Below are 18,658 nucleotides of genomic sequence, written 5' to 3'. Positions count from 1 at the left end.
GTCCCGAGACCGGGTCACGTCCGCGGTTCGCCCAGCCGCACCACCACGACCCCGAGCAGGGTGAGCGCGCCGCCGGCCAGTTGGCCCGGGCGCACCGCCTCCCCCAGCAGCAACCACGCGAAGACCAGCGACATCAGCACCTCGGTGAGCGCCACGAACGACGCCAGGCGCGAGCCGAGGCGGCGGGTCGCCGCGATGCCGGTGACGTAGCCGAGGGCCGCGGTCACCACGCCGAGCCCGAGCACCGGCAGCCACCACGCCACGGTGACGCCGTCGCCGGTGACACCGGTGAACCGCACCGGCGCGGTCGTCGCCTCGAACGGGACGAGCCCGACCAGGCCGGCCACGACCAGCACCAGGCCGCCGAGCAGCAGTCCGCCGGCCGCCAGGGCGCTGCCGGGAAGCGCGTCGTCCTCCCGCGCCGAGAGCACGAAGTAGACCGCCGCGCCGACCATGGCGCCCAGCGCCCACAGGACGCCGACCACGTCCACCTCCGCGCCGGACAGCAGGTCCAGGACCAGCAGCAGGCCGACGACGCCGAACGCCGCCCCCAGGAGGGTGAGGCGGCCGGGCCGCTGACCGCGCCTCAGCCAGAGCCAGCCGACCACGGCGATCGGCGCGGTGTACTCCACGAGCAGCGCGACGCCCACCTCCATCCGCGCCACCGCGTTGAAGAAGGAGAGCTGGCAGGCCGCCACGGCGACGAGCCCGTAGCCGGCGACCAGCGGTGCGTTGCGGCGCAGCAGGTGCACGCGCCCGCGCAGTCGGACCACGGCCACCGGCAGCAGCACGAGCGCGGCGAGCAGCACCCGCACCGCGACCGCCGCGGCGGACGTCCAGCCGGCGTCCATCAGCCCGCGGCCCAGCGGCCCGGACAACCCGAAGGACGACGCCGACACCAGGGCGAGCCCCAGCCCGGAAGCGACCCGACCGGTCTCCTTGTCATGTGTCACCAGGCTCATGACTCATGACGCTATGGACGCCGGCGGTAATATGTCAACGTGGTTTTCACCCATGACACGACCGCCGCCCTGCTGGCGGCGGTCGAACTCGTGAACTCGGCCGGGGAACCCGACGCGATGACCGGGCAGGCGCAGGTGGACGCGTTCTTCGCGAAGCACGGCTACACCGGCGCGCCGGCCCGCGACGACCGCGACCTGGCGGCGGTCCGCGCGCTGCGCGCCCCGCTGCGCCGCATGTTGACCAGCGACCGGGACACCGCGGCGCGGCTGGTCAACGACGTGCTCGCGACCCATCGCGCGGCGCCCAGGCTGGTGCGCCACGACGGGTTCGACTACCACCTGCACGTCGTGCACCCGGACACGCCGCTGGCCGACCGGATCGCCGCCGAGACGGCCATGGCGATGGTCGACGTGATCCGGGCGGACGAGACGAGCAGGCTGTCCGTGTGCGCCGACGAGACGTGCGACGGCGTCGTGCTCGACCTGTCCCGCAACCGGTCGCGCCGCTACTGCTCCACCGCGTGCGGCAACCGGCTCGCCGTGGCCGCCTACCGGGCGCGGAGGAAGTGACCCCGACGGGTCAGAGCAGGTCGCGCAGCGACTCGCCGAGGACGGCCACGCCCTCGGCGATGTCGCCGGCGGTCGCGGCGGCGTAGCCGAGGACCAGGCCCGGGTCGCCCGGCCGGTGGCGGTGCCAGGACAGCGGGTGCGCCTTCACGCCCCGCGCCAGCGCGGCGGTGACGAGGTCCACGTCGGCGAACGGCGTGCCGAAGGTGACCATCAGGTGCAGGCCGGCCGCGGCGCCGTGCACGCGGGCGCCCGGCAGGTGCCGGCGGACCGCCCCGATCGTCGCGTCGCGCCGCTCGCGGTGGCGACGGCGGACGAGCCGCAGGTGCCGCTCCAGGTCGCCGTTGCCCATCAGGTTCGCCAGGACCAGCTGCGGCAGCACCGCGTTGCCGAGGTCGGCGGCCCGCTTGGCGGCCACCACCGCGTCCCGGTACCGGGCGGGCGGGAGCAGCCAGCCGGTGCGCAACGCCGGTGCGAGGAGCTTCGACACGCTGCCCGCGTAGGCGACCCCGTCGGCGCGCAGGGAGCGCAGCGCGGGCACCGGCGGCCGGTCGTAGCGGTGCTCGGCGTCGTAGTCGTCCTCGATCACCAGGCCGCCGACGTCCACCCACCGCATCAGCTCGCGCCGCCGCCGCCCGTCGAGGACCACGCCGGTCGGGAACTGGTGCGCGGGCGTCAGGAGCACGGCGGGCGCGCCGGTGGCCGCGAGGTCGTCGACCCGGACGCCGTGCGCGTCGACCGGGACCGGCGGGGTGGCCAGGCCCCAGTTGGCCAGCTGCTGCCGCGCGCCGAGCGACCCCGGGTCCTCGACTGCGACGTCGGTGACGCCCCCGTCCCGCAGGACGCGGGCCAGCAGGGCGAACGCCTGCGCGACCCCGGCGACCACGACCACCTCGTCGGGATCGGCGCGGATGCCGCGGTTGCGGGCGAGCCAGGCGGCCACGGCGGCGCGGAACACCGGTGCGCCGCGCGGGTCGCCGTAACCGAAGTCCGCCGGTGACAGGCCGCCCAGCACGGACCGCTCGGCGCGCAGCCACGCGGTGCGCGGGAACGCGGCCAGGTCCGGCACGCCCGGCGACAGGTCGATCCGCGCGGGCAGCGCGCGCAGCGCCTCGAAGTCCACCGCGCCCGTCGGGGGCCCGGGTGGCGACGCGGGTCGTCCGGATGACGCGGGTCGTCCGGATGACGCGGGTCGCCCGGGCGGCGGCACGGCGGGGATCGGCGCGGTGACCACGACCGTCCCGGCGCGACCGCGCCCCACGACCTGCCCGTCCTCGGTCAACCGCTGGTACGCCTCGGTGACCACGCCGCGCGACACGCGCAGCTCGGCGGCCAGCGCCCTGGTCGGCGGGAGCCTGCCGCCGACCGGCAGCCGACCGTCCAGGACGGCCTGCCGCAGTTGTCGGGTGAGCCAGTCCGCGAGCCCGCCGACCGGCGCGTCGGTGAGGTCCAGCTGGAGGAAGTCCGCTCCCGGCGTGGACCGGTCGGCACCGGTTGTGGACCTGTCGGTCGAGCCTCCTTTGGACCTGCTCATCGGACCATTGTGGCGGCAGGGTGACGGCATGCAGGAAGTCACCCCGGTCACCGCACCCGTCCGGCCCCCGGTGCGCGGCATCGCCACGGGCATCACCGCGATGGCCCTGGTCGGCGGCAGCGTCGGCGTGTCCGGCGCGCTGGTCGACGCACCGCTGTTCACCGCGCAAGCCGTCCGCTACGCCGCCGCGATCGTCGTCCTCGCGCTCGTGGCCAGGTTGTTCCGCGTGCCGATCGTCCGACCGCGCGGGCGGGAGTGGTGGTGGTTGGCGGGCATCGCGGCCACCGGCCTGGTGTTGTTCAACGTGGCCGTGGTGCGCGGGGTCGCGCACGCCGAGCCGGCGGTCGTCGCGGTCGCGATCGCGTGCGTGCCGGTGGTGATCGGCGTCGTGGGGCCGCTGCTGGAGCGGCGGACGCCGCAGGGGCCGGTGCTGGTCGCGGCGGTCGTGGTCACGGCGGGCGCGGCCCTGGTCGAGGGCGCCGGCCGGGCGGACGCGCAGGGCGTGGCGTGGGCCGCGGTCGCGATGGTGTGCGAGGCGGCGTTCACGCTGCTGGCGATCCCGGTGCTGGGCCGGCACGGCGCGTGGGGCGTGTCGCTGCACTCGGTGTGGTTGGGCGCGGTGGTGTTCGGCGTGCTGGGCCTGGTCGCGGAGGGCGTGGGCGCGGTGGCGGAGGTGACGGCGACCCAGTGGGCGGCCGTCGCGTACCTGGCGGTGATGGTGACCGCCGTGGCGTTCGTGCTCTGGTACTCCACGGTCGCCGCCCTCGGCTCGGGCCGGGTCGGCCTGCTCACGGGTGTCGCCCCGGTGGCCGCCGCGCTGGCCGGGATCGCGGTGGGCAGCCGCGCGCCGGGACCGCTGGTGTGGGTGGGAATGGCGGTGGTCGTGCTCGGCCTCGCCCTGGGACTGCGCCACCGGTCGGACACCGGGAAGGTGTGACCCGGAGGCGTGGTGGGAGGCGTGACGCGGTCGATCCGGCGGTCGACCTCGGGCCGGTGTTCGAATCCGGGCGGCGGAAATTCGCCCCATCGTGGTGTTTAAAGCGTTCTCACCCGGATGTGGACGCATGTCCCGCTGCCAGCGAACGTCGGTCTTCGGACCATGTGCGCATGACCACTCCGATCTTCGACGCGCTGTTCGAGGCCCACTTCGGACCGGTGAACCGGCACACCACCGCACGGCGCGGGCGTCCCGACGTCGCCGAGCAGCGCATCCCCGAGCAGCAACCCACCACCGGCCTCCTCCAGCAGTGGTGGGACACCGCGGCGCGGCACGGGCTCCACGGGCGCTGAGCGGTCGGTGACGCGGGACGCCCGCGTGGGCGGTACGGTCCCGTCAGCCCGGGGACGGCACGGCGAAGTAGCCACCGCCGACCGCGAGGAGGTAGGGGGCGAGCGCGTCCGCCGGCATCCGCGACTGGGCGAGGGCGAAGCCGGTGGCGTAGTCGTCCTGGAAGGCCATGAACAGCACGCCCTCGTCGGGGGTGCCCTGCGGGGTCGGCGGCGCCTGGTAGGACCACGACCGGCGGAGCATCCGCGGCGACGGCGCGCCGGGCGTGCGCGGGTTCATCGCCCGGACGTGCGAGTCCAGCGGGATCGCCGCGCCGGTCGGGTCGGCGGCGAGGTCCGGCACCTCGTGCGCCGGGGTGCCGTCCAGCCACGTGCCGTCCGGCCGGCGGCCGACGATCCGGCTCTGCCGCTCCCCGGTGTCGTGGTCCCACAGCCGGTGCGCCAGGCGGATCACCCGGACCGCCAGCAGGGCCTCGCCGCTGGGCAGCAGGATCGACCGGTCGTTGGTCTGGCCCTCGACGAAGCCGAACGGGTTGCGCTGGAGCGCGTCGTCCACGGTGTCCCGCCGGACCGGGGTCCGCCAGGTGACCTCCGCGTCCGGCAGGGCGTCGCACAGCTCGGTCAGCCGGTCCGCGCACGCCGCCTCGTCGTCGCCCTCCACCTGGAGGAACGCGTCGGTGTTCGCGCGCTCGGGCAGCAGCACCTCGCCCGGGAACGGGGGCATCGCGGTCAGGCCCGGCGTGGTGGGCGACAGGCGCGGGCCGAGGCCGACCAGGACGTCCGGCTCGCCGCGCAGCTCCCGCAGCGGGCCGGCCGCGCCCGTGCGCAGGAACGCCACCGCGCCCGCCCGGCCCGGTCGCCGCAGCGCCGGGTGCGCGGTCCGGTCCACCCCGGTCCGGTCCACCCCGGGGCGGTCCGTTCCCGGGGCGGGCGATCCGCACCCGGTCAGGGCGGTGAGCACGGCCCCCGCCAGGAAGGTCCGCCGGGTCGGGCTCATCAGGTGTAGCCCACGACGGGCAGGCCCAGCGCCCGCCCCACCTGGCGGTCCACCGTCACGTACCCCGCCAGGCCCCACGTGCCGCACGGCTCGGTGCGGCGCGCGACGGGCGCGCCGCGCTCGTCGAGGTGCTGCCCGTCCGCGGTGCGGAAGCAGTGGTGCGCCAGCACGTCACCCTCGGCGAGGTCGTGGTGCGCGACCGGGCGGAAGTAGCCCTTCGACCACGGCAGCCGGTTGATGAACAGCGGCGGGATCAGCAGGGCGTCCGGGCGCAGCCGCGCGAGGTCGGGCACGGGCTCGTCCGACGGCGGGCCGTAGACGTAGACCAGGTTCGCGCCGGGCATCGGCGCGCGCTCGCGCGGCAGGTCGGCGGCCACCACCCGGCCGAACAGGAACCTCCCGTCGGCCAGGTGGAGCGCGAACACGTCGCCCGCGCGCACCGCCTTGCGCGAACCCGGTCCCGCGACCAGGTTCACCGGGGATACCCGTTGCGGTTCAGCCACGCCTCACCCCACTTCACGGCCTGATCGTAGTAGGGGTGCTTGGGGCTGATGCTGTTGATCTTGTTCTCCCCCTTGTTGCGTTTGATCAGCGCCTGCTCGATGGCGCGCGCCTCGCCGCGGGTCACCGGGCCGCTGTTGCGGGTCACGGTGTCGATGTCGTCGAACGCCCGGCCGGCGTGCTCCCCGCTGCGACGGCCGACGTTGTTGCTGATGCCGGAGTACACCGAGTCACCGTTGCGGATGCCCCGGTAGACGTCCACGCCGGCCTCGGCGTTGCGGCCCTGGGTCAGCGCGTTCGGGAACGGCGGCATCGCCTTGGACGCCTTGCCCAGCCCGCCCAGCGCGCCGCCGAGGGCGCCCATCGCGCACCCGCCCGCCGCCGCGCCGCCCACGCCGCCCCAGCCCCAGTCGACCTTGCGGCCGGACAGGCGCTGGCCCGCGTAGTTCATGCCGCCTTCGAGCAGCCCGCCGACGAGGCAGCCCACCAGCAGCGGGTTGTGGCCGGTCGGGTCGGTGAGGTTGGTGGGCGAGTTCGCGGCGTAGGCGTAGAGGTTCGTGCCGCCCGCGATGCCGATCGGGTCCTCGGAGATGAACCGCTGCAACGCCGGGCTGTAGTACCGCGCCCGGTGGTGGCTCAGCCCGGTGCCGTCGTCCTGCCGCCCGGTGAACGCCAGGTCCGAGCCCCGCCGGTCGCCGGTCGTGATCGGCACGCCGAACGGGTCGTAGGCCGTGGTGGCGGCCGTGGTCCCGTCCGCGCGGCCCAGCGCGACCGGCGAGCCGAGCGCGTCGGTCAGCGTCGTGTCGGTGACGCCCGCCGCGGTGCGCGCGAACCACTGGTCCGTGCCGGCGGACAGCAGCGCCCCGGTCACCGCGCCCGCCGCGTCCAGTTCCGCGACGGCGTTCGCGCCGTCGGTGACGAACCTCGTCGTGGTGCCGCCGACCGCGCGGGTGGTGCGGGTGCCCGCCGCGTCGTAGGCGAACGCGGCGGTGAGGCCGACCCGGCTGGTGCCGGTGAGCCGGCCGCGCGCGTTCCACGTGTAGGTGGTGGTGCCGTCGCCGGTCAGGTTGCCGTCGGCGTCGTAGGTCAGCGCCGTGCCGCCCGCCGAGGTGAGGCGGTTGGCGTCGTCGTAGGTCAGGTCGGCCCGCGCCGCCGGGAGGGCGACGCCGGCGAGGCTGCCGGTGACGGACGTGCGGCGGCCACTGGCGTCGTAGGTGTAGCCGATCCCGCCCTTCGGCGTGCCCTGGTGGGCGTAGGCGATGCCGGTGACCTGGCCCGCCGCGTCGTGCGTGTAGGTCTGCGTCCACCCGCCCGGCAGGGTCAGCACGGCCACCCGGCCCGCCGCGTCCCTGGTGGCGGTGGTGGTGTCGCCGCCCCGGCTGACGGCGGTGAACGCGCCGGACGCGTCGTAGGAGTAGGTGGTGTCGGGCAGCCCGGCGACGCTGGTGGACGTCTGCCTGCCCGCCGCGTCGTACCCGCGGCCGACCGTGCCGTTCAGGCCGGTCACGGCGACGAGCCGGTCACGGGCGTCGTAGGCGTGGGTGAGCGTGCCGCCCGCGCTGTCCTCCAGCACGGCCAGGCGGTCGAGCGCGTCGTAGGCGTAGGTGAGCTGCGACTCCTGCGCGGACGCGCCCGTGACGCCGAACCTGGTCCTGGTCGGCCGGTCGAGCGCGTCGTAGGCGGTCTCGGTGCGCTTGCCGGAGCGGGTGACCGAGGCCGTGGGCCGGCCCGCCGGGTCGTAGGCGGTGGTGGCGGTGCGGCCGAGCGGGTCGGTCGTGGACACCGGCCGGTCCTGGCCGTCGTAGGACCACCGGGTGACCTTGCCCCGCTGGTCGGTGTACGACGTCAGGTTGCCGCCGTCGTCGTAGCCGAACCGGCTCACACCGCCCAGCGCGTCGGTGACGGCGACCGGCTGGTCGAGGACGTCGTAGGCGGTCAGCGTGGCCGCGCCGGACGGGTCGGTCTCCTGCGCGAGCCGGCCCGCCGCGTCCACGAAGTGCTTCGCGGTGCGGCCCAGCGGGTCGGTGGCCGTCACCGCGCCACCCGCCTCGTAGGTGAACCCGGTGACCGCGCCACCGGGGTCGGTCACCGTCGAGACCTGGCCGGACGAGGTCCACGTGGTGGTGGTGACGCGGCCCGCCGGGTCCGTGGCGGTGAGCGGGTTGCCCTTGGCGTCGTAGGTGTAGGTGGTGGTCGCGCCGTCGGCGTCGGTGGTGGACGTCGGCCGGTCGAACGCCCCGTACGTGGCCGTGCCGCTGGTGAACTCGTCACCGGTGCCCGCGAGCCCGGTGATCGCGGTGATCCGTCCGCCGGCGTCGTAGGTGTACTCGGTGCGCCTGCCGTACGGGTCGACCACCGCGTCGATCCGGTTGTCCGGGCCGCGCACGTAGGTGGTGGTACGGGCCAGCGGCGTGCCGTGGGCCGCGGTGTCGGACGCCACCATGTGGTCGGCGTCGAAGACGACCCGGCGCACGGACCCGTTGGGCTGGGTCACCCGCGTCTCGGTGATCGCGCCCGCCGCGTCGAGGGTGTAGGCGAAGTGGAACGTGCCGCCGTCGGCGAGGTCCTGCCGCTGCACGCGGCCGTTCGCGTCGTAGGCGACGTCCAGGTAGGCCACTCCCCTGGCGTCGGTGATCCGGGTGATCCGGTTCGCGCCGTCGTAGGCGTAGGTGGTGACCTTGCCCGCCACGTCGGTGACGGTGGCGAGCCTGCCCGCCGCGTCGTAGGTGTAGGACGTGGTGCGGCCGATGTTGTCGCGGGCCCGGCTGACCCGGTTGGTCGCGTCGTACTCCAGCGCGATCCAGCGCCCGTTGGGCGAGGTGATCCGGGTGACCTCGCCGTTCGCGCCGCCGGTCCGGGTGAACGTGACCTGGTTGCCGTTGCGGTCCTGCATCGCGCGCGGCCTGGCGTACCAGGGGAAGAAGTACTTCGTGCCGTCGCGCAGGGTCAGCACCCAGTCGCCGTCGACCTGGGCGATGGTGGAGCCGGTGAACCGGCCGGGCGAGCCGACCGCGCCGAACACGGCGTCGCCGTAGCCGGTGCCCGGCGAGGTCCGCACGTAGTGCGCCCGTCCGCCGCCCGGTGTGTAGAGGTCCACCTCCTGGTACTGCTGCTCGGAGGCCAGGAACATGTTGAAGTCGGCGCCGGAGTTGAGGCCGAACTCGCGGACCTTGCCGTCGCCCTGCCAGTACTGGCGGGTCAGCGCGATGGGCAGGGTGTCGTTCAGGCCGAGATCGGTGTGCGCGTCGGTGAGCAGGCCCGTGGACAGGTCGACCGGGTCGCCGGACAGCTTGTCGATCAGGTCCTGCCACCACGGTTTGTCCGGCTTCGGGTTGCCGGGCGTGTTGAACATCGCGCCGTCGAGCGTCCACAGGCGCGTCTTCTCGTCCGGCACCACGCGGGTGCCGTCGTCGTTGACGCGGCCCTTGCCGTAGACGTACCAGCCCTTGTCGGTGGGGTCGTAGTTCCAGAAGTCGACCTCGGTGCCGGGCGGCAGGTCGGTGTAGTTCGGGTACACCACCGACGCGCCGTCGGGGAAGATCGACGTCCCGCCGGGCTGCACGGTGAAGTACGTGGGCACGATCCCGTTGCGCGGCAGCGGGTACGGCGGCCGGTCGACCGGGATGGCGGTGATGCCCAGCTCGCGCACCACGTCGCCGTCCTGGTCGCGCACCACGGACCCCGCCGGGACGCGCACCTCCAGGCCCGGCACGTCGGGCGTGGTCAGCACGGTCTCCTCGGTGGTCGGCGCGCCGATCTCCACCGTGTTGCGCATGTCCAGGCGCGGCAACCACACCGTCGCGTCGAGCGGCGTGGTGGTACCGGCCGTGATCCGGGCGCGGATGCGGAACGTGCCGAACTTGACCTTCCCGGCCGCGTACCCGTCCACGACGACCGTGGTGGCGTTCTCGCGGACGTCCGCGAGCAGGAAGCGGCCCTGCGCGTCGGTGGTGGTGCGCACCGAGTCGACACGCACCGGGATGCCGGCGAGCGGCGCGCCGTCGAGGTCCCTGACGTGGCCGCTGACGGCCGTCGTGCCGGGCGGCGCCACCAAGTCCTGCACGGGTGCGGGGGCGGCGCGGCGGGTCGACCAGTCGACGCCGTCGAGGTTGCCCTGGTCCGGGGACCAGGCCGGGTCGAGGTCGGGTTCGGGCGCGGCGTCGGGGGTGGCGGCGTTCGGCGAGCGCAGGTCGGCGGGCACGCGCCCCGGCTCGGCCTTCGCGGGCCTCGGGTCGTCGACGTGCGGCGCGTCGTCCGGTTTGCGGGGTTGGGGGAATCGGACCTGGGCCTGGGCCTGGGGTTCGGTCACCTCGGTGGTGGCGGTGGCCGCGCCGGCGGGCAGGGAGGCGGTGAAGGTGGCGGAGCCGAGCAGCGCCCCCGTCGGCATCACGACGAGCCGGTACGTGCCGGCCGAGGGCAGCGTGACGTCGAGCGTGGAGTTGCCGTACTTGGCCGCGCCGATCCGGGCGCCGGTGGGGCCGTTGAGCTGCCAGTCCAGGTCGCAGCAACCGAACGACGACGACGTGCCGGAGGACTGGATCACCACGCGCTGGCTCGCCGCGCCGGTGAACGTCGCGTAGGCGTCCTGACCGGGGTTGGTGAAGGTGACCGGTGTGGCAGTGCCGTTCAGCGGGAGCGTGCCGAGGTCGAGGTCGTTCGGCACGGTCCAGGTCTTGACGGTGGTGCCGCCGGTGAGGGCGGCGGCCGGGTTGAGGTCGATCCGGTAGGTGCCGTCCTGCGGCAGCGCGATCGTGTCGAGGGTGCTGTTGTTGTACTTCGCGCCGCCGACGCGCGTGCCGTTCGGCGCGGTCAGCTGCCAGTCGAGGTCGCAGCACCCGAACGACGACGACGTGCCGCTCGTCTGGATCAGGATTCGCTGGCCGGTGGTGCCGGTGAACGTCGTGTAGGCGTTCTGACCCGGGTTCGCGACGGTGACCGTCTTCGCCGTGCCGTCGGTGGGCTGTGCACCCGCGTCCAGGTCTGCGGGGACGGTCCACGCCTTGACGGTGGTGCCGCCGGTCAGGGCGGCGGCCGGGTTCAGGTCGATCCGGTACGTGCCGTCCTGCGGCAACGCGATCGTGTCCAGGGTGGTGTTGTTGTACTTCGCACTGCCCACCCGCGCGCCGTTCGGCGCGGTCAACTGCCAGTCCAGGTCGCAGCACCCGAACGACGACGACGTGCCACTGGTCTGGATCAGGATCCGCTGCCCCGTGGTCCCCGTGAACGTCGTGTAGGCGTTCTGACCCGGGTTCACGACGGTGACCGTCTTCGCCGTGCCGTCGGTCGGCTGCGCACCCGCGTCCAGGTCTGCGGGGACGGTCCACGCCTTCACCGTCGTGCTGCCGACCAGGGCGGCGGCCGGGTTGAAGACGAGGCGGTAGGTGCCGTCCTGCGGCAGCGCGATCGTGTCGAGGGTGGTGTTGTTGTACTTGGCGCTGCCCACCCGCGTGCCGTCCGGCGCGGTCAACTGCCAGTCCAGGTCACAGCACCCGAACGACGACGACGTGCCACTGGTCTGCACCAGGATTCGCTGGCCGGTGGTCCCCGTGAACGTCGTGTAGGCGTTCTGACCGGGGTTCGCGAACGTAACGGTCTTCGCCGTGCCGTCGGTCGGCTGGGCACCCGCGTCGGCGTCGGCGGGCACCGTCCAGACCTTGGCCGTCGTGCTGCCGACCAGCGTGCTCGCCGGGTTGAAGTAGACGCGGTAGGTGCCGTCCTGCGGCAACGCGATCGTGTCGAGGGTGCTGTTGTTGTACCTGGCGCTGCCCACACGCGTGCCGTCCGGGGCGGTCAACTGCCAGTCCAGGTCACAACAGCCGAACGACGACGACGTGCCGCTCGTCTGCACCAGGATTCGCTGACCCGTGGTGCCGGTGAACGTCGTGTAGGCGTTCTGACCCGGGTTCGCGACGGTGACCGTCTTGGCCGTGCCGTCGGTCGGCTGCGCACCCGCGTCCAGGTCGACGGGGACGGTCCACGCCTTCACCGTCGTGCTGCCGACCAGGGCGGCGGCCGGGTTGAAGACGAGGCGGTAGGTGCCGTCCTGCGGCAGCGCGATCGTGTCGAGGGTGCTGTTGTTGTACCTGGCGCTGCCCACCCGCGTGCCGTCCGGGGCGGCCAGCCACCAGTCGAGGTCGCAGCAGCCGAACGACGACGACGTGCCGGTGGTCTGCACGATCACGCGTTGGCCGGTGGTGCCGGTGAACGTCGTGTAGGCGTTCTGGCCCGGGTTCGCGGTCGTGACCGTCCGCGCCGTGCCGTCGAGGACCTGGACGCCCGCGTCGAGGTCGTCCGGGACGTTCCACGCGCTGACCGTGGTGCCGCCGGTGAGGCCGCGGACGGGGTCGAGCCGAATCCGGTAGGTGCCGGTCTGCGGCAGGGTCGTGGTGTCGAGGGTGTTGTTGTTGTACTTGGCGCTGCCCACCCGCGTGCCGTCCGGGGCGATCAGCCACCAGTCCAGGTCGCAGCAGCCGAACGACGACGACGTGCCGGTGGTCTGGATCAGGACGCGCTGCCCGGCGGTGCCCGCGAAGGTGGTGAAGGCGTTGCGGCCGGGGTGGGTCGTGGTCACCGGCTTCGGCGTGCCGTCCAGCGGTTGGACGCCCGCGTCGAGGTCGGCGGGCACCTTGTGCACGGTCACCGAGATGGTGCCCGCGTTGGCCGAGGTGTTGCGCAGCACGATGGTCCGCAGGCCCGGGCCGGTGGCGGGGCCGGTCTCGATCCAGCCGCTGGTGCCGGGGCACGACGCCGAGCCGGTCTGCCGGTTGCGCTCGTCGTAGGCGCGGGCTTCGAGGTTGCACGAGCCGAACGTGCCGCCGGTCAGCGTCACGGCGAAGCGCTCGCCGTCGGCGGCCGGGAAGTGCCGCAGGGCGTACTTGCCCGCGGGGACGGCGACCTGCGTGGCGGTGTCGACCGGGATGCCGGCGGTCGAGTCGATGTTCTCCGGGGCGACGCCGGCGGGCGGCACGACGAGGACGGCGGCGCTGGTCGCGGTGCCGGCGGGGGTGCTGAACGTGACGGGGCCGGACGCCGCGCCGGGCGGGACGGTGACCGTCAGGCTCGTGTCGGTGCGGGCGGTGACCGGGGCGAGCAGCCCGTTGACCCGCACCAGGTTGTTGGCGAACTCGGGGTCGGTGTTGGCGACGGTGAGCGTGACCGCGGCGCCGCCGAGGGCGGTCCTGGGCGTGAAGTCGGTGAGGGCGGGGCGGTCGTCGCCGATCACCACGACGCCGTCCAGCGCGGCCGTGCCGTTCGGCGAGGTGACCGACAGCGGGCCGCTGCCGGCGCCCTCGGGGACGGTCACGACGAGCCGGTCGGGTGTCGCGGAGGTGACCGTGCCGGGCGTGCCGTTGAACCGGGCGCTGGTGCCGGTGGCGGTGAAGCCCTTGCCGGTGACCGTGACGGAGTCGCCGGGGCGCACCCGGCCGGGCACGGCCGACAGGACCGCGACGGCGGGCGTGCCGAGCCGTTCGACGCCGGTGGTGTTGCCCGCCGCGTCGTAGCCGTAGCGGACGACCGAGCCGTCCGCCGCGACGACGCCGGTGAGCCGGCCGAGGGCGTCGTAGGCGTAGGACGCCGCGCCGGGCGGTGGTTCGACCTGTGGTTGCGCGGCCTGCGATCGGGCGACCGGCTGCGGTGGCGACGACCGCTGCGGTCCGGGCTGGGCGGTGGAGTACCCCGCGGCGGAGCCCGCGACGGTGAGGAGTGCCAGGAGCAGGGTGGCGAGGCGTCTGGTCGAGCGCGGCACGTCGTCTCCTCGGACCGGGGGGAGGGTCGCGGGCAGGGGCACAACCCGGCCGCGGGGAGGCTCGGCCGGTCGGGCGGCACAGCGCGCAGCGGGAGCAGGGATCGCTGCGATCGACGTTTCGCGGCGCGGACCGGGTTCATTACAGGGGTCACCCGAACGCCGGGCCCAGTCGATCACCCTGGCCGGGCGGACTACCTGTTCGCGCACGTCAGACTCGGTTCAGTGCTCGAAATGACCGGCTTCGGGGTGCCGCAAGGACGGGCTGCGGCTCACTGGCGCGACGACGGGATGCCGTGCGGTCCCGGCACGCCCGAGGTCGCCGGCACGGCCCGCGCACCTCGGTGGGTCCCCATACCCCACACCGGGGGACGGTGGATCACGACCGCCTTGCGACACGCCGACCAGCAGGTGAATAACCTTGGGGTCGTGATCACCGCAGTGTTCGAGACCAGCGCCGACCTCTACCGCGCGATCACCGAGTTCGCCGCCGGGACACCGCTGTGGTTCCAGGGCTTCGCCGAGTGGGGCACCGACGGCGGGCTGGTCGTGTTCGCCGTGCTGTTCCTGCTGGCCGCGTGGCGGCTCCGGCGGGCGCCGTCCCGTTCGCTGGCCCCGGCCCTGCTGGCGCCGTTCGCGACCGTGGGCGCGTACGCGATCAGCGAGACGGCCAAGTCGTTCATCGAGGAGGAGCGCCCGTGCCGCGCGGTGGCGGGCGCGCTGGCGCTGGCCGAGTGCCCGCCCGTGGGCGACTGGTCGTTCCCCAGCAACCACGCCACGATCGCCGCCGCGAGCGCGGGCGCGCTGGTGCTCGCGTGGCGCGGCCTGGCGCCCGTGGTGCTGCCGCTGGCCGCGATCATGGCGCTGTCACGGGTGTTCGTGGGCGTGCACTACCCGCACGACGTGGCCGTCGGCTACCTGCTGGGCGTCACCGCCGCTCCCCTGCTGGCCCTCGCCTTCCGCCCGGTCGCGGTGGCGCTCGTCGACCGCTTCCGACCGCTCCTGCCCGGGTCGACGTCCCCGACGCCGGACGCGGACACGGTCGTCGTGGGCGCGGTGGACGTCACGGAGCGCATTCCCCGTCCCACCCCGGCGGGCGACGACGCGACGCGGCGTTTGCCGCGCGTGCGCTGATCTCCCGCCGGACGAGCGGAAGGTCGGCGGAGAACCGACGATCGGCGGTTCACTCACCGTAGCCACTCCCCCTACCGTGGGACTCGATCGGAAACCCCTGCTCCCGGGCCGCCCCAGCGGGTCCGGGCATTTCCGGCGAGGAGCGCTGCCCATGAAGATCCTGCGAACAGCCGGGCTGGCCGTGCTCACGGCCTCCTTGGTCGCGCTGTCGATGACGGCCGCGTCCGCGCACGACCCCGACACCCCCGAGGGCCAGGCCGCGGCCCGCACGTTCATGGCCGACCACGTCCCCGCCGAGCGGCACGCCGTGGTCGGCACCGCCGCCGGCGTGCCCTGCGTCAACGGCAAGGCCGACATCTACCCCTGCAAGAACGTGGACCTGCTCAGCGTCCTGCCGCTGTCGCGCATGGGTGGCGGCAACGGCAACGACATCTGGGGCTGGACCGACCCGTCCTCCGGCAAGGAGTACGCGATCGTCGGCCGCACCAACGGCACCGCGTTCGTCGACGTGAGCACGCCGACGTCGCCCCGGTACCTGGGCAACCTGCCGTCCAACGGCGGCAGCAGCAGCTGGCGCGACATGAAGGTGTACCAGGGTCACGCGTTCATCGTGGCCGACTTCATCACCGGCCACGGCATGCAGGTGTTCGACCTGACCCGCCTGCGGACGGTCACGACGCCGCAGACGTTCACCGCGGACGCCCTGTACAAGGGCTTCGGCCCGGCGCACAACATCGCGATCAACGAGGAGACCGGCTTCGCCTACGCGGTCGGCTCCAACACGTGCGGCGGCGGACCGCACATCGTCGACATCCGCACCCCCAAGTCCCCGGTCAAGGCGGGCTGCGTGTCCCAGGACGGCTACACGCACGACACCCAGTGCGTGGTCTACCGCGGCCCGGACACCACCTACCGGGGCAGGGAGATCTGCTTCAACGCCAACGAGGACACGCTCACCATCGTCGACGTGACCACGAAGTCCGCCCCGGTGCAGATCTCGCGCAAGGGCTACTCCGGCGCGCAGTACTCGCACCAGGGCTGGCTGACGGAGGACCAGCGGTACTTCCTGCTGGACGACGAGCTGGACGAGTCGAGGGGCACCGACAAGCGCACCAAGACCTACATCTGGGACCTGGCGCGGCTGTCGTCCCCGGTGCACACCGGCACCTACAGCTCTCCGGCCACCGCGATCGACCACAACCAGTACGTCAAGGGCGGGTACACCTACCAGGCCAACTACCAGGCGGGCCTGCGCATCCTGGACGTCACGCAGGTCGCGTCGGGGCGGTTGACCGAGGTCGGCTACTTCGACATCCACCCGGCGTCCGACAGCGCGAAGTTCAACGGGGCGTGGAGCGATTACCCGTACTTCGCCAGCGGCATCGTGCTGGTGAACGGCATCGAGCAGGGCCTGGTCGTGGTCAGGCCCAACCTCCCCTCCCGGTAACCCGCGAGGGGTGGACGTGCGCGATTTGCGGTTCACGGACTGGGTGTTCGTCGTGGCCGCCGCGGCGGTGGTGGTGGCGGGCGGGCTGGCGCTGTTCAGCCCGTCCCCACCCGGCTCGGCGACGCACTCCACGCACCAGCGCGCGGCGGACCTCGTGCCCGCCGCGCACGGCGACGGCCTGTCCGACAACGAGAGCGGCTACCGCCTGGAGCAGGTGACGACACCGGGCACGCGCGGGGACGCCGTGCCCGTCGCGTTCCGCGTCATCGGCCCGGACGGGCTGCCGCGCACCGGCTTCCGCGAGAACCAGACCAAGCAGCTGCACCTCTTCGCCGTCCGCGACGACATGCACGTCTTCCGGCACGTGCACCCGACACTCGTGGGCGACGAGTGGCACACCGCCCTGGACCTGCCCGACGGGGGCGCGTACCGGATGTTCGTCGAGTTCGTGCCGCACGACACCGCCGACCCGCGCCACCCGGTCGTGCTCGGCGTGCCGTTCAGCGTGCCCGGCGACACGACCCTGGTGCCCGTCCCGGCCCCGGGCGCCGAGGCGGTCACCTCCGGCGGGTTCACGGTGACCCGCGTCGACGAGCCGGTGACACCCACCGCCCTGCGACCGCAACGGCTCCGGTTCGCCGTCCGCGCCCCGGACGGCGAACCGGTGCGCGCGCTCGACCCGCACCTGGGCGCCTACGGGCACATGACCGGTTTCCACACCGTGCTGCTGTCGGCCACCCACCTGCACCCGCTGGAACCGCTGGGCGTGCCGCTGACCGGCGGCGAGCTGTCGTTCCAGGCCGTCTTCGCCGAGCGCGGCGAGCACCGGCTGTTCCTGGAGTTCTCGCACGGCGGCTCCACCCACACCGCGGCCGTCACCGTCGAGGTCGTCTGAACTACCGGGCGGCCGGCCCCGGCGCGCTCGCGCGCTTCCCGGTGGACCGGCGGTCGATCGCCTCGGCGACCTCGTCGACCGCCCGCCGGATCATCGTGCCGTAGCCGTCGTCCCCGAGGGTGTGCTCGTGGCGCCGCGCGGCGGAGACGTGTTCGGCCGCCGCGGCGAACGAGCCCAGCCTGCGGAAGCCGTCGGCGAGGTTGAGGTGCAGCGACGGGAGGAAGGCGGCGATGCGGAGGCCGTCGTGGTGGCGTTGGACCCGGTCGTCGGTGAGGACCTCCGCGGCGTCGAGCGCGCGGACGTCCCAGACGAGGGCCTCCGCCGGGTCGTCGTGGAGGTCGGCCGCGTAGTGCGCGAGGACGCACCGGTGGAAGGGGTCGCCCACCGGGCCGATCCGGTGCCAGAGCTCCAGCAGCCGCGTGCGCGCGGCGGCGGTGTCGCCGGTGTGGCCGAGGCTCACGGCCGCCGTGATCTCGGTCATGGTGGGGTCTTCGGCGGGTGCGGTGGTCATCGGGCACGTCCTTCGGGTTCCGCTCGGAGGGGCATGACGAGGGTGGTGAGGTCGCCGTCGTCGGCCGAGCGGACGACGACGGGGTCGTGGGGGCCGGCGAAGTCGAGCATCACGTCCGGGCCGACCGCCGTGCCGATCGCCGGGTGCAGGGTGGTGGTGGCGAACGCGATCGTGATCGGCGGACCCGTGACGACGGCGGCGACCGGCGGTGCGGGCGGGGTCCCCGCGGACGAGACGACGACCCCGGACCCGCGCGCGTCGAGCCGGACGCGGTGGTCGCGCTGCGCCTCCACGTCCCGCAGCAGGGCGTTGCGGGCCACGAGGACGCGGGTGCGCACCTCCGGCAGGGACGCCAGCAGCAGCCGGTGGTCGGGGAACGGTTCGGGCAGGGTGCGGCACTCTCGGGCATCCCCGTCGTCGCCCCGGAGGTGGACGCGACCGGCGCGGGTGCTCACCCCCAGGTCGTGCCGGCGGCGCGTCCACGGCAGCGCCAACCGCAGGTCGTCGGCGTCGACGGTGACCGCCCAGTCGGCCTCGCTCGGTGCGGTGGGAACCAGGGTGCGGGTCGCCAGGCGGTACCGGTCGGTGGCGGTGAGCACGACGCCGTCGGCGGACACCTCGACGCGCACCCCGTTGAGCACGGGCAGTTCCGGCTCCTGCGCGGTGGCGGTGAGGACCTGCTCGACGGCGGCGGTGAACACCGGGCCGTTGAGGCACACGCGCGGGGTCGACGGCACGAGGCCCAGCGCGGCCTTGACCGCCGCGGCGGTCTCCCACGCCCGGCGGGTGCGGTGCGCGAGGTGCGCCACGTGGTCGTCGATGATCCGGGCGGCGTCGCGGGAGCCGGGCGCGAGGACCTCGGCGATCAGCTCCAGCGGCATGTCGACCTCCCGCAGGCGGCGGATCGTCACGGCGCGTTCCGCCTGGTCACGGGTGTAGTAGCGGTACCCGGACGAGTGGTCCACGCTGGCCGGCGGCAACAGGCCCGAGTCGGCGTAGAAGCGCAGCGCGCCGGCCGTCAACCCGCTGGAGCGGGCGAAGGCACCGATGGTGAGGAGTTCGGGGTCGGGCACCCGGCC

At 74.1% G+C, this 18,658-nt stretch carries 13 protein-coding genes; 6 read left to right on the top strand and 7 right to left on the bottom strand.

Features of this window, described 5'->3' with window-relative positions; all coding sequences use genetic code 11:
- Positions 1–14 precede the first annotated feature (14 nt).
- Positions 15–962: an EamA family transporter gene (locus tag J2S66_RS07005; protein ID WP_310305235.1), complete on the bottom strand. Its 948-nt coding sequence runs from the start codon at positions 960–962 to the stop codon at positions 15–17.
- A gap of 39 nt (positions 963–1,001) precedes the next feature.
- On the opposite strand from J2S66_RS07005, the gene J2S66_RS07000 reads away from it, so the two are divergent.
- Complete coding sequence (locus J2S66_RS07000) at positions 1,002–1,532, top strand: CGNR zinc finger domain-containing protein (protein ID WP_310305232.1); 531 nt, start codon at positions 1,002–1,004, stop codon at positions 1,530–1,532.
- Positions 1,533–1,542: 10 nt separating this feature from the next.
- Here the strand turns inward: J2S66_RS07000 and pdxR are convergent, their stop codons facing one another.
- Positions 1,543–3,063, bottom strand: a complete 1,521-nt coding sequence (gene pdxR / locus J2S66_RS06995) for a MocR-like pyridoxine biosynthesis transcription factor PdxR (RefSeq protein WP_310305229.1) — start codon at positions 3,061–3,063, stop codon at positions 1,543–1,545.
- 28 nt (positions 3,064–3,091) lie between these two features.
- Between pdxR and J2S66_RS06990 the strand changes: the two genes are divergently transcribed.
- Both J2S66_RS06990 and J2S66_RS06985 read left to right on the top strand, forming a co-directional pair.
- Positions 3,092–4,000, top strand: a complete 909-nt coding sequence (locus J2S66_RS06990; protein WP_310305226.1) for a DMT family transporter — start codon at positions 3,092–3,094, stop codon at positions 3,998–4,000.
- Between the two features lie 170 nt (positions 4,001–4,170).
- Positions 4,171–4,353: a hypothetical protein gene (locus tag J2S66_RS06985; protein ID WP_310305223.1), complete on the top strand. Its 183-nt coding sequence runs from the start codon at positions 4,171–4,173 to the stop codon at positions 4,351–4,353.
- Between the two features lie 43 nt (positions 4,354–4,396).
- On the opposite strand, the gene J2S66_RS06980 is transcribed toward J2S66_RS06985, so the two are convergent.
- From J2S66_RS06980 to J2S66_RS06970, 3 genes are read right to left on the bottom strand one after another with little or no spacing between them, the layout of a single operon-like run.
- Positions 4,397–5,347 carry a Dyp-type peroxidase gene (locus J2S66_RS06980; RefSeq protein WP_310305220.1) on the bottom strand — a complete coding sequence of 317 codons (951 nt, stop codon included), beginning with the start codon at positions 5,345–5,347 and terminating at the stop codon, positions 4,397–4,399.
- Positions 5,347–5,850, bottom strand: coding sequence for an immunity 26/phosphotriesterase HocA family protein (locus J2S66_RS06975; RefSeq protein ID WP_310305218.1), 504 nt, complete (start codon positions 5,848–5,850; stop codon positions 5,347–5,349). Before J2S66_RS06975 ends, J2S66_RS06980 begins: the two co-directional genes overlap by 1 nt.
- Complete coding sequence (locus J2S66_RS06970) at positions 5,820–13,595, bottom strand: RHS repeat-associated core domain-containing protein (RefSeq protein WP_310305215.1); 7,776 nt, start codon at positions 13,593–13,595, stop codon at positions 5,820–5,822. Before J2S66_RS06970 ends, J2S66_RS06975 begins: the two co-directional genes overlap by 31 nt.
- Before the next feature lie 426 nt (positions 13,596–14,021).
- Between J2S66_RS06970 and J2S66_RS06965 the strand changes: the two genes are divergently transcribed.
- The 3 genes from J2S66_RS06965 to J2S66_RS06955 all read left to right on the top strand — a co-directional run bounded on the left by J2S66_RS06965 (position 14,022) and on the right by J2S66_RS06955 (position 17,068).
- A complete protein-coding gene (locus J2S66_RS06965; RefSeq protein WP_310305212.1) occupies positions 14,022–14,726 on the top strand; it encodes a phosphatase PAP2 family protein in 705 nt (234 codons plus the stop codon).
- 151 nt (positions 14,727–14,877) lie between these two features.
- A complete protein-coding gene (locus J2S66_RS06960) occupies positions 14,878–16,173 on the top strand; it encodes a choice-of-anchor B family protein (RefSeq protein WP_310305209.1) in 1,296 nt (431 codons plus the stop codon).
- Positions 16,174–16,189: 16 nt separating this feature from the next.
- Positions 16,190–17,068 (top strand): DUF8832 domain-containing protein, encoded by an 879-nt coding sequence (locus J2S66_RS06955; protein ID WP_310305208.1) that lies wholly within the window; start codon positions 16,190–16,192, stop codon positions 17,066–17,068.
- A 1-nt stretch (position 17,069) separates the two neighbouring features.
- On the opposite strand, the gene J2S66_RS06950 is transcribed toward J2S66_RS06955, so the two are convergent.
- Positions 17,070–17,579, bottom strand: a complete 510-nt coding sequence (locus J2S66_RS06950; protein WP_310305205.1) for a hypothetical protein — start codon at positions 17,577–17,579, stop codon at positions 17,070–17,072.
- The gene (locus J2S66_RS06945) at positions 17,576–18,652 is read right to left on the bottom strand and encodes a DNA polymerase III subunit beta family protein (RefSeq protein WP_310305200.1); all 1,077 of its coding nucleotides are present in this window, start codon (positions 18,650–18,652) and stop codon (positions 17,576–17,578) included. The genes J2S66_RS06950 and J2S66_RS06945 overlap by 4 nt, the downstream gene beginning before the upstream one ends.
- Between the last annotated feature and the right edge of the window lie 6 nt (positions 18,653–18,658).

Origin of the sequence: Saccharothrix longispora (genome assembly GCF_031455225.1) — a bacterium.
GTDB classification, from domain to species: Bacteria; Actinomycetota; Actinomycetes; order Mycobacteriales; family Pseudonocardiaceae; genus Actinosynnema; species Actinosynnema longispora.
Note: the sequence above shows the minus strand (reverse complement) of the source record. Positions and strands in the feature narration are given on the sequence as shown.

What these genes read in the sequence shown, in the direction of transcription:
- J2S66_RS07005 (WP_310305235.1), bottom strand. Translation starts at nt 962, where the DNA reads ATGAGCCTGGTGACACATGACAAGGAGACCGGTCGGGTCGCTTCCGGG.
- pdxR (WP_310305229.1), bottom strand. Translation starts at nt 3,063, where the DNA reads ATGAGCAGGTCCAAAGGAGGCTCGACCGACAGGTCCACAACCGGTGCC.
- J2S66_RS06990 (WP_310305226.1), top strand. Translation starts at nt 3,092, where the DNA reads ATGCAGGAAGTCACCCCGGTCACCGCACCCGTCCGGCCCCCGGTGCGC.
- J2S66_RS06985 (WP_310305223.1), top strand. Translation starts at nt 4,171, where the DNA reads ATGACCACTCCGATCTTCGACGCGCTGTTCGAGGCCCACTTCGGACCG.
- J2S66_RS06980 (WP_310305220.1), bottom strand. Translation starts at nt 5,347, where the DNA reads ATGAGCCCGACCCGGCGGACCTTCCTGGCGGGGGCCGTGCTCACCGCC.
- J2S66_RS06960 (WP_310305209.1), top strand. Translation starts at nt 14,878, where the DNA reads ATGAAGATCCTGCGAACAGCCGGGCTGGCCGTGCTCACGGCCTCCTTG.
- J2S66_RS06950 (WP_310305205.1), bottom strand. Translation starts at nt 17,579, where the DNA reads ATGACCACCGCACCCGCCGAAGACCCCACCATGACCGAGATCACGGCG.